Source organism: Marivita sp. (assembly GCF_020055675.1).
GTDB lineage: Bacteria > Pseudomonadota > Alphaproteobacteria > Rhodobacterales > Rhodobacteraceae > Marivita.
In genome coordinates this window covers 211409-238174 of sequence record NZ_JAIPUS010000002.1, presented here as the reverse complement: position 1 = coordinate 238174, position 26766 = coordinate 211409, and the positions used below count along the sequence as shown (strand labels likewise).

Here is a 26766-nt window from a genome sequence, read left to right as displayed (position 1 = left end):
CAGTATTCAGCGCGGGCCAAGTAAGCGTGCGATCCGCCTGCGCGTCCGGTTCTGCCCGCGCTGAGCGTCCGCAGAGGTGGGCAATGTTCGCGGGTCACGGCGCATTTCAACGCCACCCCGACCAGCTTTCTCAAAGGACCACGGCCGTTTTGAAGCGGCACATCTAGGCGGTTGTTTCCGGCGCGCAAACCCCCAGATGCGATTGCCGGATCATGATCGGCCCCTCAAGCCGAATGGCTTCGGGGTTCATGTCGCTGCTATCCAGAAGCTTGCGCGCGCACCACTGACCCATTTCGCGGTGTGGAAGCAACACCGTGCTGAGGCGCGGCGAGAGATGCTGTGCAACTTCCTGATCGTCATATCCCATGACGCCAATTGTTTCGCCGATGCGATGACCCCGCTCCTTGAGCGCCTCGTAACAGCCGATGGCCATAAGGTCGTTTGCGCAGAAGATGGCATTCGGGGGCTGTGCCGACTCCAGCAGGGCGACCGTCGCGGCATGACCGCCGCTCGGCAGGAAATTTCCCTCGACGATAAGGGCCGGATCGACTTCGATCTGCGCCACGCTCAGCGCGCGCTTGTAGCCTTCCTGTCTCTGGACCGATGCATCCATCCAGGGCTCGCCAGTGATGAAGGCGATGCGGCGATGGCCCACTTCGATAAGCGTCCGGGTGGCCAGTTCTGCGCCCCGCCGCTCTGCCGGAACGATCGAGGACACACGCCCGGTGGAGTCGGTGCAGTTCAACAAGACCGCCTTGTGCCGCGCCAGCGCATCGGGCGGTGTGATCTCGCGCGTCAGGATTGAGGCGTAGGCGACGCCATGCACCCGGTCCGCCGCCCATTTGTTGAGAACCGCCGTCTCGTGCGCGCGATTGCCGCCGGTCATAACCACCTCGACGATGACGCCCTGTTTCCAGGCCTCTTCCTGCAGACCCTCGATTGAAATGGAGGCGAAAGGACTGGTGGCGATCTCGTCGAACATGAGCCCGATGACCCGGTGGCCCTGGCCGCCGGTTGGTCGACCGGCGGCCCGCGAGCGATAGCCAAGCGCCTCGACTGCTTCGAGCACGCGGGCGCGGGTCTCCGCGCTGATACGCATGTTTTCTGTTCCGCTGAGTACGAAGGACACGGTCGATTGCGACACGCCCGCCGCACGCGCCACATCCTTCATCGTGACCCGGATGGTCTTGTCGTCTTTCGATGTCATTGTCTTTGGCCCTCATGCGCAGTCCGGTTCCGGGTACCTGAAGCTTTTCACAAAACGTCGATAGACAAAACTAATAATTATTGCTAATAAAAATTAACAAGCTGAGTCGCCGGGTAAAAACCCGGATCGCGGTTTGCCGGGAGGGTCAAATGTCAAATGCCAAGTCCCCGCTCCAGCGGTTGAACGAGACGCAGTCCGCTTATCTGCTGCTGCTACCGTTTCTGCTGACCTACGGGCTGTTTCTGATCTACCCGTTTTTCCGGGGTGTCTGGATCAGTCTGCATGACTGGAACCTCCTGCAAGTCGCCTTCAATCCAGACGCCAAGCAATTCGTTGGCCTCGACAATTATGTCCGCGTGATGTGGGGCCGGAATATCGAGTGGAGCCCTTGGGCGCGGCCGGTTCTTCAGGTCTTGGGCCTGCTTGGCGTCGTCGCGTCTGTCGCATTGAACCGGACCCGGCGGCTGACAAGCCTGACCTCTGTCGCGCTCGGTCTTGCCGGCGCGGCGCTGTTCCTGATCTCGGGCGTCCATGCCGGGGAGGAGGGGCGCTGGTTCGATCGTCGCTTCTGGCCGACAGTCGGAAATACTGTGCTTTTTGTCGGCCTCACAGTGCCGGGCGTGACGATCTCGGCGCTTCTCATCGCTGCCGCGCTCAACCGCGAGACCCGCGCGATGAGCCTTCTGCGCACGCTTTTCTTCCTGAGCCAGGTCCTGTCGGTCACCGTCGTCACGCTGATCTGGCAGATCATGTTCTCGCCTCGTCAGGGCCTGATAGCCAATATCACCGAGCTTGCCGGCGGCTCCCCGATCAATTGGCTGACCGATGAGCGCTTTGCCATGGCCGCCATCGTAATCGCGACGATCTGGTGGTCGCTCGGCATCGCGATGATCCTGTTCCTTGCAGGGCTTCAGGATATCTCGAAAGATCTGTTCGAGGCTGGCGCGCTCGATAATTGCACTGGCGTTCGGGCGTTCTGGCACATCACGCTGCCGAACCTGAAGCGCACCATCACGCTGGTCATTATCTTGCAGATCATCCTGCATTTTCAGGTCTTCGGACAGTCGCACCTGATGACCCAGGGCGGCCCAAATGACGAGACGCAAGTGCTGGTGCGCTACATCTATCAGACCGCGTTTCGCGACAGCGAACTTGGCCGGGCCTCGGCCATGGCGGTGTTCCTGTTTGTCATCATGGGGGCCTTTTCGGTCGTCCAGTTTCTTGTTGGACGAGAGGAGAACGACTGATGCTTTCGCGCAGTTATTACTGGCTTGTTCTGGCCCTTTCGATTCCGGCCTTCCTGTGGCTGGTGCCGACAATCTGGATGGTGTCGCTGTCTTTCCAGCCCAACGATGTGCTGGCGCGGACAACCTCATCGACCTTTCTCGGATTGGTTCCAATTCCTTTCACCGTCGAGAATTACACAGCGCTCTTTGCCTTCGGGCAGACGCCGATGTGGTTTCTGAACTCGATCATTGTCGCGCTGGGCATGACGTTTGGCGTTCTCGCCGTTTCCACCACGGCGGGCTATGCGCTGGCGCGGCTGAACTTCCCGTTCAAGGCGCCCATCGCGGTTTTGTGCCTCATCGGCCTGATGGTGCCGGAACAGGCGGTGTTCATCCCCCTCTATACGATGTTTTCCGATTTCGGCTGGCACAACAGCTATCACGCCCTGATCCTGCCGCGCATGGCCGTGCCCATCGGGGTCTTCCTGATGCTGCAATTCTTCAAGGCGATCCCAAAGGATATCGAGGAAGCTGCACGGCTCGAAGGTGTCAGCTGGATCCAGATTTTCTGGCATATCATGTTGCCGCTGGCCCGGCCTGCGATGATGACGCTGGCGATCCTGACGTTCCTTTATGCCTGGAACGATTATCTGTGGCCGCTCGTCTCCGCACAGCAGCGCGATTACTTCACGATCACGCTCGGGTTGGCCTCCATTCAATCGAATTTCGCGCAATCGGAAGGGCTGGGCCGCGTCATGGCCTCGGGCGTCATCGCCTCGCTTCCGGTCGTGATCCTGTTCCTGATCTTCCAGCGTTACGTGGTTCAGGCCATGACCGCAGGCGGAAGCAAGGGCTGAAGCGGGGCGAAGCCCCGGCACAATACCAAGGGAGAAAACCAAAATGAAACATCTGCTGACGGGAACCCTGCTGGCCTGTGCCTGCGCCTCGACGGTGACGGCTCAGGACATCACATTGGGCCGTTTTTTCGGAGCCTGCGAGGATGCGGGCACCGACACCAAGGCCAGTGTCGGTGAAGCCTGCATCATCCAGTCGATCATCAACGCCGCCGATGCCGAGATCGAGGGCGTGTCTATCGAGACGCTGCCGACAGACTGGGGCAATTACTACGACCAGATCAAGGCCGCCTATGCGGGCGGCACCCCGCCGGACGTCCATGTCATGCACCGCCACCGGGTGCCCGAATTTGCCGGATTCGGTGCGCTCGCAGCGCTGAGCGAGGATGACCTTGCCAGCGCGGGGATCGATCCGGCCGATTGGACAGACAGTGCCCGCGATGCGGTCACCTTCAACGGTGAGATCTATGGCGTGCCGATGGATCTGCATGCCAACCTCTGGCATGTGAACATGGACCTGATGGCCGAGGCTGGTCTGGTCGAAAACGGGGAACCTGTCCTGCCGTCTTCACCCGAAGAGCTGTTGGAGCATGCGCGCCAGATGAAAGAGGCGACGGGCCAGGATTATCTTGCGGCTGATTTTGCACAGTTTCCGATCGGGGTGCGCCTTGTGCTCTCGCTCATGTGGCAACAAGGAGAGAATATCTTCTCCGAGGACGGCACCGCCACGATCGACAACGATGCCGCGCAGGCGGCGGTTGAGACAATCACCCAGCTCTTTGCAGAGGATCTGTCCGACCCGCAGCTGAACTACGCCGACAGTCAGCAATCCTTCCTCAACGGTGAGGCGGCGGTTCTGGTCAACGGCACCTGGGTCGTGGACTTCCACACCGCAGAGGCCGCGAAGGAGGAGACCGGGCTCGACAATTACTACGCCGCCGAATTCCCGACGCTCTTCGAGGAAGGCGCGACATGGGCGGACAGCCATATCTGGGTCATTCCTTCGCCGGTGAAGCAGGATGCCGAGACATATGAGGCAGCTCTCAAGGTTCTTGCCTTCATCAACGAGCATAATGTCGATTGGGCCCGGACCGGCCATATGGCCGTGCGCAACTCCGTGCTCGAAAGCGACGAATATGCCTCCCTGCCGCATCGGACTGAATATGCCGGGACAGCCGACATCGCGCGCGACACCCCGCCCGCTGAGAACTACGGCGCCATTCAGGACGTGTTGAACCGTGAACTGCAGGCGATCTGGCTGACCGACAAGCCGGTCGCTGACGCCCTCGCGGATGCCAATATCGAAGTTCAGGATCTGCTTGATCGCTGATACCACACCGCCCGCCCCGAGGATTGGTTCGGGGCGGGCCATTCCTGCTGCGAAGGAGTAGAGATGTTACCTTGGTCGCGCCAGAAAGCCCGTGCCTGGCACGATACGCAGCCCTGGATCTGCGGATGCAATTTCTTGCCTTCGAGCGCTGTGAACTTTCTCGAGATGTGGCACGAAGACAGCTTCGATCGCGTCACCACTTCGCGAGAGCTTGGCTGGGCCGCCGCGGTGGGCTTCAACGCCGTGCGGGTCAATCTGCACTCGCTGATTTGGGAGCACGACCGCGCAGGCCTTCTGGCGCGGGTCGAGTGGTTTCTCGACGTGGCTTCGAAGCAGGGAATCCGGACGGTGCTTTGCCTTTTTGACGATTGCGGGTTCGGCGGCGCCGAGCCGGTTTATGGTGCGCAGGCCGACCCGGTCGCCGGCGTTCATAACAGCCGCGCGGTCGCCAGCCCGGGCCGTGCCACCGTGATGGATCGTGAGGCGTGGCCTATGCTGCAGCGATACGTCAGCGACGTGCTTATGCAGTTTGGCACGGATGAGCGCGTTCTTTTCTGGGATCTCTATAATGAACCGGGAAACAGGATGATCTTTTCGGCGGATGGGTTTGATCGCTACGACGAAGCCCTGATGCCGCATAGCCTGGCGCTGATGACGGCGGTCTTCGACTGGGCGCGCGCCACAGGACCGATGCAACCGCTGACCGTCGGCGCCTGGATGACACCGCAAGTGGGCAGCACCGAGGTGCCCTTTCAATCCGAGATCGACCGCCGTGCGGTGGAATTGTCGGACATCGTCACCTTTCACGCCTATTGCAATGCCAGCTCCGCAGGGCGCTTCATTGACCATCTCGAAGAACATGGCCGTCCGATCTTCTGCACGGAATGGATGGCGCGCCCGGTCGACAGCCGGATCGAGGATCAACTTCCGCTCTTTCGTGAACGGGGTGTCGGCTGTTTCCAATGGGGCTTTGTGAAGGGCCGGACGCAGACACATCTGCCCTGGCCCGAGGCGCTGGTCGTGCAGCATGGTGGCCATACTGACCGGGGGACCTGGTTCCACGACATCCTGTATGCCGACGGGACGCCCTATGATCCGACCGAGACCGCGTTGATCCGCAAGCTCACCGGCGCCTCGTATCCTGCAACAATAGACTGAGAGAGGACACGATATGTCCCGCGTAGAACTGTCCCGAGCCATCAAGCGCTATGGCGCAACTCAGGTGATCCACGGCATCGACCTGGAGATCGATGAGGGCGAATTCTGCGTCTTCGTCGGCCCCTCCGGCTGTGGAAAGTCGACGCTTCTGCGCATGATCGCAGGGCTCGAGGAGACGTCGGACGGCACCATCCGCATCGGTGCGCGCGATGTCACCCGCGTCGATGCCGCCGACCGCGGCGTCGCCATGGTGTTCCAGACTTACGCCCTGTATCCGCATATGACCGTTGAGGAAAACATGGGCTTTGGCCTGCGGATGAACGGCCACGCCAAGGATGAGATCCAGCAGAAGGTCGACGAGGCAGCCGGGATCCTCAAGCTCGAAGACTACCTCTCGCGCAAACCCAAAGCGCTGTCAGGGGGACAGCGGCAGCGGGTGGCCATCGGCCGCGCCATCGTGCGCGGTCCGGAGGTGTTTCTCTTCGACGAGCCTCTGTCGAACCTTGATGCCGAGCTGCGCGTCGATATGCGGGTCGAGATCGCGCGCTTGCACAAAGAGATCGGCGCGACGATGATCTATGTCACGCATGACCAGGTCGAAGCGATGACCTTGGCCGACAAGATCGTGGTGCTGCGCGCGGGTCATATCGAGCAGGTCGGCGCACCGATGGATCTGTACAACGATCCCGATAACCGCTTCGTGGCAGGCTTTATCGGCTCCCCGTCGATGAATTTTCTGCGCGGAACCGTCACGGCCGACGGCGTCGAGGTGCCGGGCCTGGGCCGGACCCTTCAGCCAAAGGTGACCTTGCCGCCGGACGGCACGGCGGTTCAGATCGGCGTTCGTCCCGAACATCTGAAACTCACCGAAGGCACAGCGCTTCGGGTCGATCTGACCGAAGCGCTGGGCGGTGTATCCTACGCGTATCTGGTGGCGGAAACGGGCGAGCGCATGATTGTGGAGGACCGTCGGAGAGAGCGCATCGGCATGGACACCCGCGCGGACATCACCTGTGATCCCGGCGATATTTTCGTGTTCGACGCGGAAACAGAGCAGCGGATCCGCTGAACCCGCCGGACTGACAGAACCGCAAAAACAGGGTCGAACATGGCTCGGACCACCCGCGTCTGCGGCGGTGCCGGGTACATCCGTGCCCAAACGGTCGGGGTGTTGCGGGGCAGCGGCCATGGTCTTCGACAACCTGTCGCAGGGGAGGGGCATCGGCTCGCGCTTCCCGATGATCTGGCGGTCATGCTCCGCACGTGCGTGATGTTGAGCGTCGCCGCGAAGGCGTTGCAGCGCGCAGCCAATCTTTGCAAGCAGTCGCGGGAGGCCTCGTCCATGCCCGGCTTTTCGGCCCTGATTTCCACGCCGGATTGCCCGCCTTGGGGTGACCGCTCGGCCGGACGTCGATTGCAGCACCGGACAATCCCGACCCAGGGTGGTTTGCGGCTGCCCAATTGGCAGGAACTTTGCCGACAACTTTTCCGTTGAGACGGTGTCGCTGAACGCGACATACTGACACCTAATCCTAGGAGGAAGCCATGACCCACAAGCGGAATTCCATCGCAGGCGCGATGACGGCCATCGCTCTTGTGGCTGGGCCGGCAGCGGCTCAAGAGCCCTATTCCAAAGCTGACGATTCCTGGATCAGCATCAGCGGGACCGTGGCCGCGCCGACCGCGGACTCGTTCATGCTCGACTACGGTGACGGCGTCATCACTGTAGAGATGGATGACTGGGATACCTACGGTGACGCCTACGGCCTTCTGGACGGAGACAAAGTGACCGTTTACGGCAAGATCGACGACGATCTCTATGATATGCGGACCATCGAGGCCGGCAGTGTCTATGTCGAAAATCTCAATACCTACTTCTACGCCAGCGCGTCTGACGAAGAGGACGCTTGGACCACGCCATGGACGCTCACAGCGCCGGTGGTCGTCGCCCAGACAACGATGCGTGGCACCGTGTCCGAAACCTCACCTGACGAGGGTGAGTTCACTCTGGAAGTCGGCAGCGTTGAGGTTGACGTTGAAACGGAGAGACTGAGCTACGACCCGCTCGATGATACGGGCTATCAACAGGTCGGCATCGGTGATCGCGTGAGTGTCACGGGACAGCTCGATAGCGACTACCTTGAAGGTCAGGTGTTCGACGCCGAGTTGATCACCACGCTTGAGGATGCCGACGACGATACCGGTTGATCTCAGTACTATCGGATGAGGCCCGGCTTTTGCCGGCCGGGCCATTCCGGTGGATGACAGGTGACGCCCAAAATGGCGGATAGCAGAGGGACGTCGAATCCTCGGGATATTGGCGCCCCGGCATGGATTGCGTCGAGGATATGACCGGGATCGATCGCCTCGCGCAATCTGCCGGGGTCGCGCCGGATACGGTGGGGGTGTCCTCGGCGCCCCACATCATGACCCGGACCGTTCCCGAAGCTATGCTGACCGCGATCGAACCCGCCGTGCCAAGGGCAAGTCAGGGGTTTGACCGTACAAGTACATCGGAGCCAACCATTTAGCAGCCACGAAACCAAATCCTTGCTAGCGCGAAGGCGCAGCGCAATTTGCCTTTTGTCCGGTCACCTAAAAGCAAACGGCTTGACCATCCTTGCGTGGATCCGACCCGGCGACGTAGCCACCACCCTCGAGTTTACCGATCAGTTGCGCCCCGCCAAACCCGAATGCGCTGTCCGGTGCCTCGACCTTGATGTCATGTCCGAGCGAGGCGAGTGCCGACAGGGTGTCCGCTGCGATGCCGTCTTCACAGGCGACGCTCCGGCCTTTCACGAAGCGCCAGCGCGGAGCATCCACTGCGGTCTGGACGTCCTGACCCCAAAGCTGCGTGCGCAGCATCATCTGCACATGGCCCTGCGCCTGCATCGGCCCGCCCATGACCCCAAAACTCATCTCTGGTGCCCCATCACGCATCGCGAATCCGGGGATGATCGTGTGGAAGGGACGCTTGCTCGGACCGACAAGGTTCGGATGGCCGGGCGCAAGGGTAAAGCCCGCGCCGCGGTTCTGCAGGCTGATCCCGGTTCCCGGAACGACGACACCGGAACCGAAACCCGCGTAATTTGACTGGATGTAGGAAACCATCATGCCAGAGGCATCGGCCACCGTGAGATAGACCGTGCCACCCGCTTTCGGGGCGCCGGCCTTGTAGCTGCCCGCGTCCTCGAGCGAGATTTCGGCGGCGCGGCGCTTGAGGTAAGCGGGATCTAGAAGATCCTCGACCGTCGGTGCCGTCATGTGGTTACTGTCAGCGACATAGGCCTCGAGGTCCGCGAAGGCGAGCTTGATGGCCTCGATTTGCAGATGGAGCGCGGCGACATCATCGCACCCGTAGTCGCGCACCGGCGTATGCTCGAGCATCCCCAGCGCCATCAGCGCGGCGATACCCTGGCCGTTCGGGGGAATTTCATGCAGGTCTGTCTGGTCGAAACCGGTCGAGATCGTTCCGCACCACTCCGGCTGATACGTCGCGAGATCCTCGAGCGAGAGAGCCGCACCATGTTCGGCTGCGAAAGCCGCGATTTTTTCGGCCAGGTCACCTTCGTAGAAGGCCCGGCCGTTGGATTCCGCAATGGCGCGGAGCGACCTGGCCTGACCCGGGTTGCGGAACCGTTCACCGGGCAGCGGTGCCCGTCCGCCGGGCAGGAAAGTATCGGCGAAGCCCGGCTGATCGCCCAGGGTCTCACCGCCCCGACGCCAGAGCTCGCCGATGACCGGTGTCACGATGAACCCGTCTTCCGCATAGCGAGCGGCGGGCTCCAGCAGCGACGTCAAATCCCGTGTTCCGAATTTCTCGCGAAGCTCGCACCAGGCGCTGACGGCGCCAGGGACGGTGACGCTTTCCCATCCACGGAACGGCATCTCGTCGGCCCCGGCAAAGCGGTCGGGCGTCCAGCCGGCGGGCGCAACGCCGGATGCATTCAGCCCGTGCAGGGTCTCACCGTCCCACAGGATGCAGAATGCGTCCGACCCGAGGCCGTTTCCGGTCGGCTCGACAACGGTCAGGACCGCCGCCGCCGCGATGGCGGCGTCCACCGCGTTCCCCCCTTCGCGCAGCACAGTGAGGCCGGCCTGCGCGGCCAACGGATGCGAGGTCGAAACGATATTGTCACCAAAGACCGGGGAGCGGCGCGATGGATAGAGCGGACCGTGGCGAAAGTTCATCGAAGAGGTTCCTTTTCGTTCGTGTTTCCGGCCTTGCGCTTCCTGTGGTTCCTGATGGCCCAGGCGACCGAGGCGATGCCCGCGAGCAGGAAAACGAGGCTGACGGGACGCGTGACGAACAGTGTCCAGTCCCCGTCTGTCATGAGCGCGCGCCTCAGGTTCGTTTCAGCGATCGGTCCGAGGATGACGCCGAGCACGAGCGGAGCAAGCGGGTAGTCAAGCGCGCGGAGCGCGTAGCCGAGAAGGCCCACGGCACCAAGGAGATAGAGATCGGTCACCCGGTTGTTGAGCGCAAAGGCCCCGACGACGCAGCATACGAGCACGATCGGGACGATAACCCATTTCGGGACCTCGGCCACGCGCAGGAAGGTGCGCATCGAGAAGATGCAGACCACCAGCATCATAAGGCTGGAGACCGCCATCGCGATGAACATGCCGTAGACCAGGTCGGCGTTGTCCATGATCAGGCGCGGGCCGACCGAAATTCCGTGCACCATCAGCGAGGCCATGAGGATCGCGTCGACGGCAGATCCGGGAATGCCAAGAGCAATCAGCGGGATCAGGCCGCCACCGGCGGTCGCGGAGTTCCCGGATTCCGAGGCGACCACGCCATCGGTGATCCCCTTGCCAAACTGATCGGGGGTTTTCGATGCGCGCTTTGCCTGGTCGTAGGCCACCAGGTTGGCGATCGATCCTCCCGCGCCGGGCAGGGCCCCGATCAGGACGCCCACGACGGATGATCTGATCAGGTTCACCGGGCGCGCGATGACCTCTCGCATGACCTGCCAGGTCTTGAAGTCGATGTCCCCGCTGGCCAGCTTTTCGCCCTTGCGGATCGCCACCGCGTCCTCGACTTCCGAGGCCAGTTGCGAGATCGCGAAAATGCCGATCAGAACGACCAGGAAAGGAAGGCCGGCGGCGAGCACTTCGAGATTGAAGTCGAACCGTGGGCGCCCGAGGATCGGGTCCGTTCCAATCGTTGAAATGGCAAGACCGATCAGGGCGGCAATCAGGCCACGCTGAAGCGAGTTGCCGACAAGGCTTGCGACGATGCTGAGGGCGAAGACAATCAGCGAGAAATATTCCCATGGTCCCAGCTTGACGGCGAAAATGGCCAGCGGCGGGGCTGCAACGACAAGGACGGCGGTCGAAATCATGGTTCCGAAAAAGGACGCCCAAACCCCTATCGACAAGGCACGGCCGGGTTCGCCGTTACGCGACATTGGGAATGCGTCGAAAGTGGTGGCCACGGATGAAGGCGTGCCCGGAATACCCAGCAGAGCCGCCGATATCAGGCCACCCGTATAGCCGCCCACATACACCGACAGCATCACTGCGATCCCCTGCAGTGGTTCCATCGTGAAAGTCAGCGGCAGCGTGAGCACAATTGCCATGGTCACGGTGAAGCCGGGAATCGCTGCCGCGATGATCCCGGCGATCGAGCCGATCAGCATGTAAACGAGCGTGGAGGCCGACAGAACTTCGGCAGCCCCCTTCAGGAACATGTCCATCTCTCAGGACCCCCGCGGCAGAAAGACGTTGAAGACTTCGTCAAAGAGCCAGTTCAGCCCGACCGAAAAGACGATCGCGAGAATGAGGACGGTCACGGCAGCCGATCTTGTCTTCGGAGCGAACCAGAACTGGAGAACGACGAGGAAGACGAAGGTGGCGATCGGGTATCCGATCACCGGCATGACCGCCAGATAGAGCCCCAGGCAGACGAACAGTACGAAAACCAGCCGGCGCGTCTTGATCCAGGTTTGGAAATCCTCCGCGAACCGGGCGTAGGCCGAGGCGGGAATGCGGCGCACAGAGGTTGCGATCGCGCTGGCGAGCAACAGGATCAGGCAGCCGTAAACCAGCGCCGGAAACGCGCCCGCGCCAAGCACCTCGAAGCGCGATGTCGGGATCGTCATGGCTTCCCAGAACAGACCGCCAGATGTCGCGATCAGAACGACATAGGAGATGAGCCGGGCGATTTCGCCCGACTCCTTTCCGGTTTCGTCACTGACGCGACTGTTCACGGCGCAAGGACCCCTGCCAGACGATCGACGGTTTCGGACAGGTTGCCAAGATATGTGGCGTAGTCTTCCTGCCCGCGGAACTGGACCTCTGCCCCGGCATTGTTGACCTGCTCGATGAAGTCGGCGTCCTGCGCAAGCTCGCCAAGCGCGGCCTCGAGCGTGTCGCGGGCTTCCTCCGGCGAACCCTTTGGCATGACGATGCCGCGGGTCACGGCCAGTTCGAGATCCGCGCCGAGTTCCTTGAAGGTCGGCACATCCGGTGCTTGCGCCAGACGTTCGGGCGCCCCGGTTGCGAGGAAGACGAGATCACCGTTCTCCACGAACTGACCGGCCGAGGACACGTCGCCGATGGCCATGTCGAGGTTGCCACCAACCAGCGCCCGGATACGTTCGCCGGTGCCTTCGTAGCCGACATATTTGAATTCGAGACCGTAGGCGTCCTCGATCATGGCAGCGTGCAGATGCGGCACCCCGCCAAGGGTCACGCCGATCGTCACTTCGCCGGGGTTTTCTTCGGCGTAGGCGACGAGTTCGTCCATCGTGCCGTATGGCTGGTCGGGATTCGTGACCAGGAACTGCGGCGAGGCCGTCATCAGCGCGATCGGGTCGAAGTCCTGCCAGGTGAGATCGGTGATGCCGGTGATCGACGCGGTCAGAAGCCCTTCGTGGACCTGGCTGATCGTGTAACCGTCGGCGTCGCGGCGCGAGGCTTCTTTCAGGCCCACGGTCCCGCCCACGCCGGGCATGTTAATGATCGGCATCTCTTCGCCGAGATAGGGGTCAACATTGTTGGACACGAGCCGCATAAGCGTGTCGCTGCCGCCGCCCGGTGACCAGGGAACGATGAATTCCACCGGCTTGGTCGGGTAATCTTGAGCCAATGCGGGCTGCGCCGCAGCCGCTGTGATCGCGAAACCGAGGCCCGCTGCTACACTCTTGAGTAACGTCATACTTGGATCCCTGTGCATGCTTGGTTGATAGATATGGCAGGGCTAAAAGACCAAGGCTTCTTCAGGAAGCGAATTTACTTTGCCATTTGATTAAGAGACTCTTAATTTAAGCACATGGATATTCGCCAGCTCCAGACCTTGGTGGCCGTTGCCGACACCCGCAGCTTTGCCGCGTCTTCGCGGATCGTGAACCTGACGCCATCAGCGATAAGCCAGCAAATCCAGTCCCTTGAGGGGGAGATCGGTGTCGAGATCTTCGACCGAACACGCCGCCCGCCGATCTTGAACGCCAAGGGCGAAGAGATCGTCCGGGCAGCACGTCAGATCGTGCAGATCATGGCCGAGGCGCGCCAGTCGATCTCCGGCGGCAGTACGGCCGGTGTGCTCAAGATCGGGTCAATCCGCACAATATCTATGCGCATCGTGCCTCAGGCCTTCGCCAGAACTGCGGAGCGTTTCCCGAACATCGCCTTTCATTTAACGGTTGGAATGTCGGAGGACCTGCTGTCCGACGTGGCGGCAGGTCGGCTGGATGCCGCCGTCGTCGCAGAGCATGTCGACATTCCTGGCGGGCTTATATGGACGCCGATCCTCGAGGAGCCTCTCCTTCTCGTGGCGCCGCCCGATCTGGAAGGTCTCTCGGGGCAGGACCTGCTGAAGCGGCTGCCCTTTATTCGATACGACACCAAGGTGCCCCTGGCGCGCCAGATCGACGTCGAGTTGTCGCGCCTTGGTGTGGAGCCGCAGGAAATCGTCGTGGCCAATACCATGCCCTCGGTTGTCGGATGCGTGCTCGCCGGGCTGGGTGTAGCTGTTGTCCCCACAAGCGCCATCCACGACAAAGCCAGCGCCGATCTCTACGTTCAGTCCTTCGGGGATACCCATGCGTATCGCCGGGTCGGGCTCGTACAGCGACAGGTTTGCGCGCGTGCGGCCGTGCTGAGTGAGATGGCGAACATTCTTTCGGAGCAAGCCATGTCGTCGGGGCTGACGACCAGCACCGCAGCCGCTACGTCGTGAGGCTTGCTGCAAGGTCCAGGAACATGCGGGCAGAGATGATGAGCAGAAAAACCACGAAGGCAAGCCTGAGGCCCCTAGCCGACCAGCCTGGCCTGATCCGCAGCGTTCCGGGCAAAGCCAGAATGGCCCCCACCATGCGTCTTCGGGGATAATCTTGTGCACGGTTGCGTGGGCCGAAGATGCCGGCAACGGTCCCGGCGCGGCGCGTTGTGTCCTCCATGATGGCGGCGTCCATCTCCTGCTTGCCGTCGTCGGTGACGACTGCGCCACGTCCGGCGTTGAACAATGGCTCTTCCTCAAGCGCGCCGACCGCCGCGGTGACGGCTTCGAGAGCCGGCCCGCCATTCCGCAGGACCGCCTCGCCGGCTTCGAGTGCGGGGCCGAGACCCGCGTGATACGCGCCTCAAGCTTCGGGTTGATCTTCGATTTCAGGATCGTTCCGGCGCCGCCGTGGATGGCAAGGGCGTAGGTCATCTGTGTCCTTCCAGTCCGGCTGCCCGCGCGCAGTGGCGGGCGATGTCGGCATGCGTGGGGACCCGGCAATCGCGCCTTTCGGCGGTGCGGTCCAGCAGTCTTTCCGGGATGAACATTCGGCTGCGATACCCCGTCACTTGCGGGGTGTAGGGCCGCTGCGTGCCAAAGCGGGGTGCACGAGTTGTCTGCAACCCAATGCCGAACTGTGGCGACATCGCCTTATCAATGACCTGTTCAATGCAACGGATCACAGGGCTTGGGACAGGTTCTTGCCTGTCCGTTTCGTGCGCAGATCGGCAGTGGAAGACGTGCTCGATAATCGCGGCTGCCCAGCCTGCGAGTGTTGAGCGCGTTCCCGAGACGGTCCGACATTTCCAGAAGATCCGGTATCGCAGAGACCGAAATCAATGTCGCTCTCCAGTCCTGCAAGAAGGCGCATCCGCAATCCCTGGAGACATTGCCGATGGGCCGCCCGCCTGTTTGTCACCGACCACCCTGCTGCCGCGCCAATTATCCCGCGCCCCGTGGAAGCATTGTGACCGCACGACGGGGCAAGGTGCTGTCGATTTTTGCATGATCCTGCGCATGGCGCTGGCAGGGCAGGGGGCTTCAAGTGGCGGAAATGTCGAAAGAAGACGCAAACGAGCGTGTTTTCCGCCGGGTCGGGAAAGCTTGCGCGTCGCAACAAATGCGTCACGCCCAGTCTTGAAGACCCCTTGGCGCGGGGTTCGTTCGCGTGCCTCAGCCGATAATACCATCCTTGCGCAGGGTCTGGATTTCATTGCGCGAATAGCCGAACTCGCCCAACACTTCTTCGCTTTGCGCGCCCAGGTCGGGTGTGACGTGGCGCACCTGAAGGGGCGTTTTCGACATCTTGACAGGAAAACCGGTGGTCTTGACAGTACCATGACCGGGGTGCGGGATATCCAGCACCATGTCCTGGGCGGCGACCTGGCCGTCGGCCAGTGCCTCGATCAGGCTTTGCACCTTGCCGCAGGGCACGCCTGCACGGTTCAAGCGTGCGATCCAATGGGCCTGCGTTTCGGCCACCAACGCGTCGTCGATCAAGCGGTTGAGGGTGGCACGGTTTTCAACCCGGCGTGTATTGTCTGAAAAGCGTGGGTCATCCAGCAGATCGGCCAACCCGATTTCGCCCAGAAACCGCGCCACGAAGATATCCGTGGAAGGGGCGATGGCAATATCGCCGTCGCTGGCGCGAAAAAGGCCATAGGGCGCAACGATCGGATGGTCGTTGCCGGTTCTGACCGGGTCCTCCCCAGTGGCCAGCGCGCTGGAGGACAGATAGGCCATCATCGACAGGATCGACATCATCATCGACGCTTCAACCCGCTGCGCCGGGCCGCCTTGGTCGCGTCCGCGCAGGGCCGCGACCGCGCCGAGTGCTGCGTAAAGCCCAGCGATCAGGTCGGTCAGCGGTGGAGCGGTGCGAAGCGGTCCCGTCTCATTGGTCCCGTTCGTGGACATATAGCCCGACATCGCCTGCGCGATGAAATCAAACGCGGGCCGATCGGCGTAGGGGCCGGTACTGCCGTAACCGTTCACGCTGGTCACGATCAGGTCCGGGTTGATTTCGCCAAGCCGGTCTTCGGTCAGGCCCATTTCGTCCAGAACGCCGGGGCGGAAATTCTCTGTCAGGATATCGGCCTCGGCCAGCAAACGCTCCAGCACCGCCAACCCCTCCGGCGTCCGCAAGTCGAGCGCGAGGGAGCGCTTGTTGCGATTGAACCCCGCGAAATACCACGACAGGCCGTCGCGGATATGCCCTTGGCCCCGTACCGGATCGCCGCGCCCGGGGCTTTCGACCTTGATCACATCCGCGCCGAGATCGCCGAGGATCATGGAGCAAAACGGCCCCGACAAGATACGAGTCAGGTCGATGACCCGTACGCCGGACAGCGGCAGCGCGCTCATCCCGTAGCCCCTTCTGTCAGGCCGGGGTCGAAGCGGCGCAGGCGCGGGCCGGATTTCATGACTTGCCCGGGCAAGTCGCGCCCGAGGACCTCCTGCGTGAGCATGGCCGCCGCGATCAGCGCGTCGAGGTCGACGCCGGTGTCGTAGCCGCTTTCGTTCAGAAGATAGACGAGGTCCTCCGTGCAGATGTTGCCGGTTGCGCCGGCAGCAAATGGACAGCCGCCAAGCCCGCCGACCGAAGCATCGTAATGCGTCACGCCCTCCGCCAACCCGGTCATGACACAGGCCAGGCCGACGCCCCGCGTGTTGTGGAAATGCAGGCCGATCCCGAGGCCGGGCGCCTCAGCCCTGATTGCTTGCACCGCTGCGCGCACCGTGGCGGGCGTCGCCATGCCTGTTGTGTCGCCCAGACCGACCGACGCTGCGCCGAGGTCCTGGTAGCGCCTGGCAATTCGCGCCACCTGTTCGGGGGGCACGACCCCTTCAAAGGGGCAGCCGAACGCGGTCGCAATGCCACCCTCTACGGCCACGCCCGCCCGGTCGAGAAGAGCAAAGGTTGCCTCGAAGTCCATCAATGAGGTGTCAATGCTGCGATTGACGTTCTTGAGGTTATGGGTCTCCGAGGCGGACACGACGGTATGCACAGCATCCACTCCGGCCCCAACCGCCCTTTCGGCCCCGCGCAGGTTCGGAATCAGGGCCGTGATCATCGATCCTTCGGGACGGTCGATGCCCGCGAGCACCGTCTCTGCATCAGCCAGCTGCGGCACTGCTCGCGGGCTGACGAAGGAGGTTGCCTGCATGTGGCGCAAACCGGACGCGAAGAGCGCGTTGATTATCTCGATTTTCTTTTTGGTGGGGATGAAACTTGCCTCGATCTGGAAGCCATCACGTGGTCCCACTTCGCAAATGGTGATCCGCGCCCCTTCGGGCACGGGGTGTTTGTTGATCGCTGTGGCGGCCATACCTTGGCATCCTTCCAAAGGGGGAACGTTCTAACATCATCCTGCCTCGGCGCAATTCGATGGTGCAAGAGGTCGCGCCATAGACATCATTTCTCACGATCCAGGAGGCGCTTTTCATGTTGTCTATACGACTCATGTCGCATGACCCCTTGAAAAATCCCCCAAGATCGCCTCCCCTCTGAGTCAGGTTTTATTTGGGAGGAGAAAATCAATGATCTTACGTACATTAACAACTGCCAAGCTTGCGGCCGCCATGGCCACGGCCGTGACGGTTACAGCGGCCCCGGTCAGCGCGAACGAGTGCATCGCACCATCCAACCCGGGCGGCGGCTGGGATTTCACCTGCCGCACGATCGGCCGCATCCTGACAGACCTCGATCTTGTGGACGGCAATGTGCAAGTCACGAACATGCCCGGTGGCGTTGGCGCTGTGACCTTCGCCATGGTTGCTTCCGAACGGCCTGACGACGCCGAGTTGATCGTCGCGACGTCGACAGTGGGCATCACGCAGATTGCGCAGGGACGTTACCCGGCGCCGCTGGGATCAATGCGCTATCTTGCGATGCTTGGGGCCGATGTCGGCGTGATCGCCGTGGACGACGACAGCCCGATCCAAAGCCTTGAAGAACTGAACGCGGCAATGATGGAAGACCCCACCGCGCTCGTGACCGCGGGCTCGTCCGGTGCCGGCGGGTGGGATCACATCCGCCTGTTGATGGTTGCGGACGAAGCGGGCGTCGACGATCTGAGCGCGGTCCGCTGGGTTCAGTTCGATGGCGGCACCGACGCCGTGACGCAAATGATGGGAGGCCAGATCGACGTGGTGTCGACCGACTTGGGCGAAATCGCGGGCTTTGTCGAATCTGGCGACATCCGGGTGCTCGCGGCGCTGAGCGACGACCCGATCCCGGCCTTCCCCGAAATCCCGACCGCGGCAAGTCAGGGTATCGATGTGACCGGCTACAACTGGCGCGGCCTCTACACGGGTGGCGATGTTTCCGAAGAGGAATACGCATCCTGGGTCGAGCGGCTGGAAACCCTCTATAACTCGGACGCTTGGCAGACTGCGGCAACCGAATCCGGTCTTGTCCCGATCTGGCGTGGCGGTGACGAGTTCGAAGCCTTCGTCCGCGAACAGGCCGATGTGATGGAACAGATCTCGCGAGATATCGGCGTCATCGAATGAGCATAAGGATCCTGGGCGTCGCGCTCTTCGTGATTGCGGCGCTCTACACCAGGCAGGCAGGCACCTACGCCGTCACCTTTGGTGACGTGCTCGGGCCGACAGTGTTCCCGATCATCCTGGGCATTCCCATGATGCTCCTTTCCGCCTCGTTGGTTGTGTTTCCTTCGGGGCAGGTCGACTGGCCTGCCCCGCAACGGATCGGGCGGCAGTTGGCTGCGCTCGCCGTGCTCGTCGGCTATACCATAACGCTGGAACCGCTGGGCTTTCCGCTGGCCACCTTCTTGTTGATTGCCCTGATCGGGATCATCCTTGGAGGTGCACCTTGGCGCTCGCTTTTGCTGGGTGTGATCATGGCACCGGCGCTTTGGGCGTTGTTCGATCAGGTTCTGGGCTTGCCACTCGATTTTCTGGGAGATCTCTTCGTCGCCCACTAGGCGGCGCGAAGATAAAGGGGACGTATCATGGAAATCCTGTCGCTGCTGGGCCAAGGCTTTGTGGTCGCGTTATCGCCGCTCAATATCGCCCTTCTGCTGATGGGCTGCTTCGTCGGCACGTTGTTGGGTGCGCTGCCGGGGCTGGGCCCGGTGAACGGTGTCGCGGTGCTGATCCCCTTGACGTTCGCCTTCGGCTTTAATCCCACATCATCGATGATCCTGCTTTCGGCGGTCTATTTCGGGTGCATGTATGGTGGTCGGATCAGTTCGATCCTGCTCAACATTCCCGGCGACGAACCGGCAATCATGACCACGCTCGACGGCTACCCGATGGCTGTGCAGGGGCAGGCCGCGAACGCGCTGGCCATCTCGGGTGTTGCCTCTTTCATTGGGGCCACGACCGCGGTGATCGGTTTGTCCTTGTTCGCTCCCATACTTGCACGCGCAGCGATCCATTTCGGTCCGGCGGATTATTTTGCGCTCTACATTCTCGCCTTTGCAACCATCGGCGGCATCGCGGGGGTCGACCCGCGCAAGACATTGCTGTCTGCGTTGATCGGTCTGCTGCTGGCCACCGTGGGCCTCGACCCGATATCGGGCGTGCCGCGCTATACCTTCGACAGCTTTCATCTCTATGACGGCATCGAACCGATCGTGGCCCTTGTCGGCCTGTTCGCGATCTCTGAAATCCTGATGCTCTTGGAGAAAAGCCTCAAAAACCGGCCCAAGGCCATTCCGGTGAGCAGTTGGCTACCGCAGTGGGGCACGATCTGGCGGACCCGCTGGGCGATGCTCCGCGGGTCGGGTGTCGGATTCGTCGCGGGGGTTCTGCCCGGCGCGGGGGCCTCGCTCGGCTCGTTCATGTCCTATGTCGCGGAAAAGCAGACATCGAACAAGAAAGGTACATTCGGCAAGGGCGATCCGCGTGGTGTGGCGGCTCCCGAAGCCGGCAACAACGCCGCTTCTGGCGGCGCGCTTATCCCGATGCTGAGTCTCGGTGTTCCGGGGTCCGGCACCACGGCTGTGCTTTTGGCCATGCTTATCTCGCTCAACGTGCAACCCGGGCCGTTATTGTTCGAACGTCAGCCCGACCTGGTCTGGGGCCTCGTGGCGTCGCTCTACATGGCCAATATCACGCTGTTGTTTCTCAACCTTCCGATGATCGGTATCTTTACCCGCTTGATGATGACGCCGACTTGGGCGCTGATGCCCATTGTCGCCGCCGTCACATTCGTCGGGGTCTACGGGATCTCCAACTCGGTCTTCGATCTCAAGATGATGGTTTTCTTCGGGTTGGTCGGCTATCTGCTGCGCAAGATGGACGTAAGCCTTGTGCCACTGGTGCTGGGCCTGCTCTTGGGTGGTGACATGGAACGCAATCTGCGCCGCGCGATGTCGATCTCGGATGGCGACTGGTCGATCCTGATTGCAAGCCCGATTTCCGTCGGCCTCTACATCGTGACAGTCGCCTTCCTGATGCTGTCAGTCTGGCTTGCCGTGCGCGACCATCGTCAGGCGAAGTCCGCCCCCCTGACAGAAGAGTGAGCGCAGGTTATGACCTGACGTCGCTCGCCCTGTTCCGGGCCGTGGCGGAGACCGGCAGCATCGCCCACGCTGCCGCGCGGCACAGCCTTGCGCCCTCGGCGGTGTCGAAACGCATCGCAGACCTTGAGGCGCATGTCGGTGCCCCGCTACTGTGCCGACATCGTCGAGGGGTGGACCTGACGTCGGCAGGTGCCGACCTTCTGCGCCATGACGAAGCGGTGCAGGAGGCTCTGGCGCGCATGGCCGCAAGCATGTCCGCCCATGCATCGGGGCTTCACGGCGCGATCCGCGTGGCGGCCAATAGCAGCGCGATTTCTCAGTTTCTTCCCGAGGATTTGGCCGAGTTCGTCACCAGCCGGCCTGACCTTCGACTCCAGCTTTCTGAAATGACCAGCCCTGAAGTCCTTGACTGGATCCGCACTGACCGCGCCGATATCGGCGTTTTCAGTGGACTCACCCCGGCCAAGGACCTCGTCAAACTGCCATATCGGCGCGACACGCTGGTTGTCGTCATACCTGCCGATCATCACCTTGCCGTGCGATCGAAAATCACGCTTGGAGAGATCGCCTCCGAACCTTTCGTTGCCCTTCAGACGGGCAGTTCCATTCAATCCTTCCTTGATCGCAAGGCAAGCGAGCTCGGCACCCGGATCCACACGCAGGTTGCCGTGCAAAGCTTCGATGGTGTTCGTCGCATGGTGCAGGCGCGCCTCGGCATCGCTGTACTGCCCTTCGGTGCGGTCGAGCCATATTTGGATGCAACACGATTGGCTATGGTCGCACTGGATGAGACATGGGCCACCCGTGACCTGTTTATCGCAATTCGTGATCGCGCGGCGCTCAGCCCGCAAACGAGCGCGTTGATCACAAGCTTGACCGGGCAACCGGTTTGATCCAGCAGAGGAGTGGACAAGATGAGCACCTTCGATAGAGACCTGTTCGAAATGGGACTGGCCCGCCGCAAGGCGACGTTGGGCGAGGCGTATGTGCAGCGCAGCCTCGACGGCGCAGACGACCTCACCCGACCTTTCCAGGAAGCGATGACTGCATGGTGCTGGGGGTTCGGCTGGGGCGATGACGCGATCGATCCGAAGACGCGCAGCATGATGAACCTCGCCATGCTGGGTGGCATGGGCAAGATGCATGAGTGGGAACTGCATTGCCGCGGTGCGATCGACAATGGTGTCAGCGTCGAGGAAATCCGCGCGATCTGCCATGTTGTGGCGATCTACTGCGGCGTTCCCCAAGCGCATGAGTGCTTGCGCAGCGCGCGAACGGTTCTTGAAGAGCGCAGCCTGATCTAGCGGCAGGCTATCGTTCGAAACAGCGTAAGCCGTAAAGCGATCCTCGAGCGCGCTTGCCGGGCACACCGCATTGGTCGTGCCGGGGCGCGGTCCCGAAACGGTGCGTTGCGCAGTTCAGGCCGAGAATTCAACCAGCCTGGGCGTTTTGGCGTGGGGAGATGATGATCGTCTGGCCGCCGCCACGGAAAAGGTCCCCGAAAGAGAAACCGTCTCGCGACGTGGCTGACGACGAAAGGCCCTGCCGCAGCGATCTTGGCAAGCCTTCACGACGCTACGAAACCTGAGAATGCCACGCGTTGGCGCTCTGCAATTAAAGCCGTCGCACCGCCCACACGCGCGCCCCGAGGCCGATCGCGGGCAGATGCTCGCCGTCTTCGGCCATGAGCTTCTCAAACCGGCTGTCGGAGATCGCTTGCGTCAACCGCGTTTCGAATTGCGGATCCTCGCGCGTGTGATCGTTCAGCGAGACGACAAAAATGCCGCCGGGTTCAAGATGCGCCAAGGCCTCGTCGAGATATTCGACCGGTGCCGCGCCGGCGCCGATCGCGCCCACCGCCACGATGGCCTTGTATTGCCGTCCGCCGGCGTCGAGAACGCCATCGGGTTCCGCGCGGAAAAGGTCGCGATACGCTCCTTTGGCGCGGGCTTTTTCCAGCATGCCGTCGGAGATGTCGTTGCCGTCGATCGTTGTGAAGCCCGCCTCTTTCAGTGCCATGCCAGAGATGCCGGTGCCGCAGGCGAAATCCAGGATCGGCGCGGTCTTGTCATCGAGATGCCGCGCAAGCGCCGCGGCGCATCGACCGGGCGTCCGGTAATCGTTCTCGCGCAGGTCCGCGTCATAACTGTTCGCCCAGTCGTCATAATAACGGCGCATACTTTCGCCGCCATCGGTGTTGTAGACGTTGTCCAGAAACGAGTTCGCGAGCGCCATCTTTATCTCCTTGTCCGTTATTGCGGCTGTCTGCGGATACCACCAATGGACCAATCATTCAATAAACGACGGTTCATGGTGAAAAAGCGACGCGCCCTGAGCCGGCAAAGGAAATTTGCTGATCGAGGATCAGGCGGGCGGACGAACTCTGCCGTGATCATTTTCATAAAACCGCGCGAAACGGCTGGCCCTGTGGCCTTTTCCAGCCTGCCTGAGCCGCGCTTGCCAGGCTCTGCGTAGAGAAAGGCCGTTTCAGGGCCGCGCCATTGCTGTCTCGAAGCCTGCCAAGAAATTCTGGCTGATGGCCAGTCAGGCCAATCGCTGAGCAAGGGTTGCGTGCGCCGCTTCCGCAGCAGCAAGGGCGCCTTCCAGGAAGCCACCATCAATTGATGAGGTTTCTGATCCAGCAAAGATCAGACGCGCTGTGGGTGGGATCGCGCTATAAGCCGGATGGCCTGGTGGTGGTGTGAGATCGGCCTGCGTCGCCGTGGCGACATCATCGCTCCAGTCTTTGACAAAAACGTCATTTGGTGTCGCCGCATCTGGCCCAAAAAGACGCGTCAATTGCGCGACAGCCGAGTCGCGGACCCCCGAGTCGCGCGCGGCCCCGGGACGGGTAAAGCCAAAGAGCGCGCCGACACCTTTGTCGACCGGTGACGCGTCGTGGATTTCGGCCAGGGGCCCGTGATGCGATATCGCATCGCCGTTCAGCCCGCTGTCCCGCCAGAACGGGGTATCATAGGTGGCGATGAGCTTGGCGTGACCGGCCATCCAAGTCGGCACATCGGGGACGGCAACACCGAAACCCGCCGTTAGCCGCGGCGGCAGTGCAAAAACGACACGCGCTGCGCGCATCTCGAAGGTGTCACCCACAACCGTCACGCCCGAGGCGTCCTCGGTCACGCGGCACACCGGGTGATTGATGCGCAGGCTGTCTCCAAGTTGGACGGCCAAAGCGTCGGTCACGCGCGCCAGCCCGCCTTCAATGCGAAGCGCGCCTCCCATGGTGGCGAAGTCGAGGTCACGGCGAATTGTGCCATTGGCATCCTCAAAGACAAGACGCCCAGACGCGTATTGTGGAAAGCTGCGCAGACCGAGACGGCTGGCAAGTGCGAGCATACGGTGGTTGTGCGGCCAGATCCAGGAAGGCCCGAGATCATACCCCTGGTGCGAAAGCACCCGCCCACCAGCGCGGTCGCGCGCTTCGAGAAGTGTCACGTCATGGCCCTCGGACCGCAGTGCAGTCCCCAGCGCGAGGCCGGACAGCCCAGCGCCGATGATACAGATCTCAGTTTGGTCCATCACGCAGGGTAGTCCGGCACGTGGCGCAGGTGCCCGGTCTTGAGCCAGACCCGCGCACCGGCGTCTCCGGCCGTCGCGTCGAAGGTGCTACCCACGGGTAGGCGCAGCCAGTCCCAGGGTCCCAGGGTGTCAACGCCATCAGAAAGCGATCCCGCGATCACGAAAACCTCAAGGCCACCCGACGCGTCCAAGGACCGCGTTGTTCCCGGCGCCCAGCGTTCGAGGGACACATGTTCGCGATCATCTTCGTGCAGGTCCAGCGTTTCGACCCCAAGGGCTGTCTCCGACCAATCGGTCTTGCGGCTGTCGATCTGGACCTGCGTGCGATCGGCCGCGTCGAACTGGTGCAACTTGACCAGAATGGTCGCCCCATCCTGTGCTGCCGGGGTATGCGACGACGTGGGCGGGTTGCGCACATAAGAGCCGGTGGCAAAGTCCCCATCCTCGTCCTGGAATGTACCATCAAGAACCAGGTATTCTTCTCCGCCATCGTGGGTGTGCGGGGAAAAGCTGCTGCCGGGCGCGAAACGCACGATCGTGGTGGCCCGGGCGACTTCGCCGCCGATCCGGTCCAGCATCCTGCGCTGCACCCCGGGCATAGGTGAATCGACCCATTCATCTTCCGCAAAACGAGCAATAGCCCGTTGGCTGAAATCTGCATTCAGATACATTGTCCGCAGCTCCTTTGAATTTCTCATACCAATCATGTAGCGAAACAAGCCTGTTTCAAGCCTGCCCGAGATCCGCATCTGATGCCTGCCAGATCGGCGGCACCTCCCACGAATTGGTCGCGTCTTCAAGGTTCTGCGCCGGGCTTGTCTTGGCGCCGAAGTGGACCCACGGCCTTTGGCTCTGACTGCGTTGGCCGAGCTTTGCCGCACCAGTCGCAGACTGGTAGGGGACGTGTCGATCCGCCGCCCGCTGCGCAGATATATGTCCGGGTCTGCGTAAAACATGCAGATGATCCCGCGCACTGGATGACCTGCAACCAAGTCGATTTTCGAAGCACGCCTGAGTCTGCACATGCTGGAGGACCAGGAACACCCGGGAACCTGCGCAGTTCGAGATATCAATCGTCACAAACACACTGCACAGGGCCAAAAGGCGCAGAACGTGGTGACGGCCTTTATCCAGCTTTTTGGAAATCGCGCAGCACGACACCTGTATTGTTGGCAGTGCGTTTCCCATTGCGCATGGACAGGCTGCCATTCACCAAAACATGCGCAATGCCCGAGGCATATCTGCGGGGGTGACGCGCCGTGGCATTGCTGCAAATCGCGGCCGGGTCAAAAACGCAGATATCGGCATGGTATCCTTTTTGCAGCTTGCCTCTCCCCTTCAATCCCAACCGGTCCGCAGGGATTCCGGTGATCTTGGCAATGCCTTGCGACAGGCTCAGAAGGCTTCGGTCCCGGACATAGTGTTGCAGGAACCGGGCCGCCCAGCCATAGCCACTGAGAGAGCCGATGTGGTCGCTCAGAATGCCGTCATTGGCGATAGCGACCGTATCCGAGATCACAGCGCATTCCGGTTGCTGAAGACAAAGATCGATATCCAGATTCAGGAAACTCTTGGAGGACCACATGGTGGCCATCATGTTCTCGCCTTCCTCAAGTAGGATATCAAGAACCGCGTCGTAGGGATCAACGCCGCGTATCCGACCTATTTCGTCAAAGCTTGCGCCCACAAGGTCCTTGTTTTCAGTGGCATTCAGCAGAATGATGTCCTGCCACTGCTGCGCTTTGACGATCAGCCACATGGGCTTGGGGTTGGCCTTGATCCGGTCGCGCGCCTCGGGGTCGGCAAGCCGTTTCAGGACATCGTCGATCCCGCCTGCCTGCGCCCATTTTGGCAGGATCGCGGCCATTAAAGTGTGGTTCCAGTCATGCGGGATCACGTCAAACGCAATGTTGCCATCATAGGTGCGTGCGATGTCGATCATCTCGAGCGTGTGTTCCATTGCGTGACTCGGCGCGCCGTACTTCGGCTGAATGTGGCTGATCTGCAGCCTTGCTCCTGCCTGGCGCGCGGTGCTCATGGCTTCGGTGAAACCCAGATCGTACTCGGTGTCGCGGTTGCGCACATGGGTTGCATAAAGCCGTCCGTGTTTCGCGGCAATCTCAACCATCGGGACAAGGTGATCGGGGGCGGCAAGGCTCCCCGGAAAGTATTCGAGGCCGGAGGAAAAGCCTCCGGCCCCTTCTTCCATGCATTGATCGACAAGCGTGGCCATTTTTGCCACGTCACCGGGGTCGCCTGCGTGCAACTCGCCGCCCAGAACCGCGCGGTGGATCGTGCCGTGACCAACGAAGGCTACGACGTTCACACCAAGGTCGGTGTCGTCTAAAACATCGAGGTATTCGCCGAATCCCAACCATTTTCGGTGCTTGGCTTTCTCGGTAAACCATGGCGCGACCTGCCTGATCGCAGCGTGTGAACAGACCGGTGCGCAAGAGATGCCGCATTGACCGATGACTTCGGTTGTTACCCCCTGATGCACCTGGCTTTCGGCACGGCCATCGGCAATGAGCGTGAAATCGGAATGCGTGTGCATGTCGATGAACCCCGGGGCCACGGTCAGGCCGGAGACATCAATCACCTCGGCGCCGGTGTCGTTGTGTATCGCTCCGACTTCAGTGATGATGCCGTCCTTGATGCCGACATCAACAATTTTGCCGTCCGCTCCGGTGCCATCAAACACCTCTCCACCTTTCAGGATCAGATCGAACATCA

25 protein-coding genes and 1 pseudogene are annotated in these 26766 nt (G+C 61.6%); 14 read left to right on the top strand and 12 right to left on the bottom strand.

What is annotated here, in order from left to right:
* Positions 1-163: 163 nt before the first annotated feature.
* Positions 164-1207: a LacI family DNA-binding transcriptional regulator gene (locus LCF59_RS02990; RefSeq protein WP_292285428.1), complete on the bottom strand. Its 1044-nt coding sequence runs from the start codon at positions 1205-1207 to the stop codon at positions 164-166.
* A 149-nt stretch (positions 1208-1356) separates the two neighbouring features.
* Between LCF59_RS02990 and LCF59_RS02985 the strand changes: the two genes are divergently transcribed.
* The 7 genes from LCF59_RS02985 (at position 1357) to LCF59_RS02955 (ending at position 8306) form a co-directional block, all read left to right on the top strand.
* Positions 1357-2454, top strand: a complete 1098-nt coding sequence (locus LCF59_RS02985; protein WP_292285426.1) for a carbohydrate ABC transporter permease — start codon at positions 1357-1359, stop codon at positions 2452-2454.
* On the top strand, positions 2454-3290 hold the full coding sequence (locus LCF59_RS02980) for a carbohydrate ABC transporter permease (RefSeq protein WP_292285424.1): 837 nt from the start codon (positions 2454-2456) through the stop codon (positions 3288-3290). The genes LCF59_RS02985 and LCF59_RS02980 overlap by 1 nt, the downstream gene beginning before the upstream one ends.
* A gap of 43 nt (positions 3291-3333) precedes the next feature.
* Complete coding sequence (locus tag LCF59_RS02975) at positions 3334-4617, top strand: extracellular solute-binding protein (RefSeq protein ID WP_292285422.1); 1284 nt, start codon at positions 3334-3336, stop codon at positions 4615-4617.
* A 135-nt stretch (positions 4618-4752) separates the two neighbouring features.
* Positions 4753-5775 carry a cellulase family glycosylhydrolase gene (locus tag LCF59_RS02970; RefSeq protein ID WP_292285420.1) on the top strand — a complete coding sequence of 341 codons (1023 nt, stop codon included), beginning with the start codon at positions 4753-4755 and terminating at the stop codon, positions 5773-5775.
* Between the two features lie 13 nt (positions 5776-5788).
* Positions 5789-6844, top strand: coding sequence for an ABC transporter ATP-binding protein (locus tag LCF59_RS02965; RefSeq protein ID WP_292285418.1), 1056 nt, complete (start codon positions 5789-5791; stop codon positions 6842-6844).
* 476 nt (positions 6845-7320) lie between these two features.
* The gene (locus tag LCF59_RS02960) at positions 7321-7983 is read left to right on the top strand and encodes a hypothetical protein (protein WP_292285417.1); all 663 of its coding nucleotides are present in this window, start codon (positions 7321-7323) and stop codon (positions 7981-7983) included.
* Positions 7984-8105: 122 nt separating this feature from the next.
* Positions 8106-8306, top strand: coding sequence for a hypothetical protein (locus LCF59_RS02955; protein ID WP_292285415.1), 201 nt, complete (start codon positions 8106-8108; stop codon positions 8304-8306).
* A gap of 64 nt (positions 8307-8370) precedes the next feature.
* Here LCF59_RS02955 and LCF59_RS02950 read toward each other — a convergent pair whose 3' ends face one another.
* The 4 genes from LCF59_RS02950 to LCF59_RS02935 are packed head-to-tail and all read right to left on the bottom strand — an operon-like array spanning position 8371 to position 12940.
* A complete protein-coding gene (locus LCF59_RS02950; RefSeq protein ID WP_292285413.1) occupies positions 8371-9966 on the bottom strand; it encodes a gamma-glutamyltransferase family protein in 1596 nt (531 codons plus the stop codon).
* Positions 9963-11471: a tripartite tricarboxylate transporter permease gene (locus LCF59_RS02945; protein WP_292285411.1), complete on the bottom strand. Its 1509-nt coding sequence runs from the start codon at positions 11469-11471 to the stop codon at positions 9963-9965. The genes LCF59_RS02950 and LCF59_RS02945 overlap by 4 nt, the downstream gene beginning before the upstream one ends.
* Positions 11472-11480: 9 nt before the next feature.
* The gene (locus LCF59_RS02940) at positions 11481-11990 is read right to left on the bottom strand and encodes a tripartite tricarboxylate transporter TctB family protein (RefSeq protein ID WP_292285409.1); all 510 of its coding nucleotides are present in this window, start codon (positions 11988-11990) and stop codon (positions 11481-11483) included.
* On the bottom strand, positions 11987-12940 hold the full coding sequence (locus tag LCF59_RS02935) for a tripartite tricarboxylate transporter substrate binding protein (protein WP_292285407.1): 954 nt from the start codon (positions 12938-12940) through the stop codon (positions 11987-11989). The genes LCF59_RS02940 and LCF59_RS02935 overlap by 4 nt, the downstream gene beginning before the upstream one ends.
* Positions 12941-13054: 114 nt before the next feature.
* On the opposite strand from LCF59_RS02935, the gene LCF59_RS02930 reads away from it, so the two are divergent.
* Positions 13055-13960: a LysR family transcriptional regulator gene (locus LCF59_RS02930; RefSeq protein ID WP_292285405.1), complete on the top strand. Its 906-nt coding sequence runs from the start codon at positions 13055-13057 to the stop codon at positions 13958-13960.
* Here the strand turns inward: LCF59_RS02930 and LCF59_RS02925 are convergent.
* The 3 genes from LCF59_RS02925 to LCF59_RS02915 form a co-directional block, all read right to left on the bottom strand.
* Positions 13950-14312: an isoaspartyl peptidase/L-asparaginase gene (locus tag LCF59_RS02925; protein WP_292285464.1), complete on the bottom strand. Its 363-nt coding sequence runs from the start codon at positions 14310-14312 to the stop codon at positions 13950-13952. The genes LCF59_RS02930 and LCF59_RS02925 overlap by 11 nt on opposite strands.
* A gap of 863 nt (positions 14313-15175) precedes the next feature.
* Complete coding sequence (locus LCF59_RS02920) at positions 15176-16366, bottom strand: CaiB/BaiF CoA-transferase family protein (protein WP_292285403.1); 1191 nt, start codon at positions 16364-16366, stop codon at positions 15176-15178.
* The gene (locus LCF59_RS02915; RefSeq protein WP_292285401.1) at positions 16363-17331 is read right to left on the bottom strand and encodes a hydroxymethylglutaryl-CoA lyase; all 969 of its coding nucleotides are present in this window, start codon (positions 17329-17331) and stop codon (positions 16363-16365) included. Before LCF59_RS02915 ends, LCF59_RS02920 begins: the two co-directional genes overlap by 4 nt.
* Positions 17332-17542: 211 nt before the next feature.
* On the opposite strand from LCF59_RS02915, the gene LCF59_RS02910 reads away from it, so the two are divergent.
* The 6 genes and pseudogenes from LCF59_RS02910 to LCF59_RS02890 all read left to right on the top strand — a co-directional run bounded on the left by LCF59_RS02910 (position 17543) and on the right by LCF59_RS02890 (position 21800).
* Positions 17543-18517, top strand: coding sequence for a tripartite tricarboxylate transporter substrate binding protein (locus LCF59_RS02910; protein WP_292285398.1), 975 nt, complete (start codon positions 17543-17545; stop codon positions 18515-18517).
* Entirely contained in the window at positions 18514-18951 is a 438-nt protein-coding gene (locus LCF59_RS02905; protein WP_292285396.1) for a tripartite tricarboxylate transporter TctB family protein, read from the top strand. Before LCF59_RS02910 ends, LCF59_RS02905 begins: the two co-directional genes overlap by 4 nt.
* A gap of 27 nt (positions 18952-18978) precedes the next feature.
* Positions 18979-20496, top strand: a complete 1518-nt coding sequence (locus LCF59_RS02900; protein ID WP_292285394.1) for a tripartite tricarboxylate transporter permease — start codon at positions 18979-18981, stop codon at positions 20494-20496.
* Positions 20493-20675, top strand: a pseudogene (locus LCF59_RS17775) (LysR family transcriptional regulator); the annotation flags it as partial. The gene LCF59_RS02900 and the pseudogene LCF59_RS17775, both read left to right, overlap by 4 nt.
* A 60-nt stretch (positions 20676-20735) precedes the next feature.
* The gene (locus LCF59_RS02895; RefSeq protein WP_292285392.1) at positions 20736-21389 is read left to right on the top strand and encodes a LysR substrate-binding domain-containing protein; all 654 of its coding nucleotides are present in this window, start codon (positions 20736-20738) and stop codon (positions 21387-21389) included.
* Between the two features lie 21 nt (positions 21390-21410).
* Positions 21411-21800 (top strand): carboxymuconolactone decarboxylase family protein, encoded by a 390-nt coding sequence (locus LCF59_RS02890; protein ID WP_292285390.1) that lies wholly within the window; start codon positions 21411-21413, stop codon positions 21798-21800.
* Positions 21801-22110: 310 nt separating this feature from the next.
* Here the strand turns inward: LCF59_RS02890 and LCF59_RS02885 are convergent, their stop codons facing one another.
* From LCF59_RS02885 to LCF59_RS02870, 4 genes are all read right to left on the bottom strand, one after another.
* Positions 22111-22731 (bottom strand): methyltransferase domain-containing protein, encoded by a 621-nt coding sequence (locus tag LCF59_RS02885; protein ID WP_292285388.1) that lies wholly within the window; start codon positions 22729-22731, stop codon positions 22111-22113.
* A 309-nt stretch (positions 22732-23040) separates the two neighbouring features.
* A complete protein-coding gene (locus LCF59_RS02880) occupies positions 23041-24033 on the bottom strand; it encodes an FAD-dependent oxidoreductase (protein WP_292285462.1) in 993 nt (330 codons plus the stop codon).
* A complete protein-coding gene (locus LCF59_RS02875; protein WP_292285386.1) occupies positions 24033-24704 on the bottom strand; it encodes a cupin domain-containing protein in 672 nt (223 codons plus the stop codon). Before LCF59_RS02875 ends, LCF59_RS02880 begins: the two co-directional genes overlap by 1 nt.
* 455 nt (positions 24705-25159) lie before the next feature.
* A complete protein-coding gene (locus tag LCF59_RS02870) occupies positions 25160-26764 on the bottom strand; it encodes an amidohydrolase family protein (RefSeq protein WP_292285384.1) in 1605 nt (534 codons plus the stop codon).
* Positions 26765-26766: the final 2 nt, after the last annotated feature.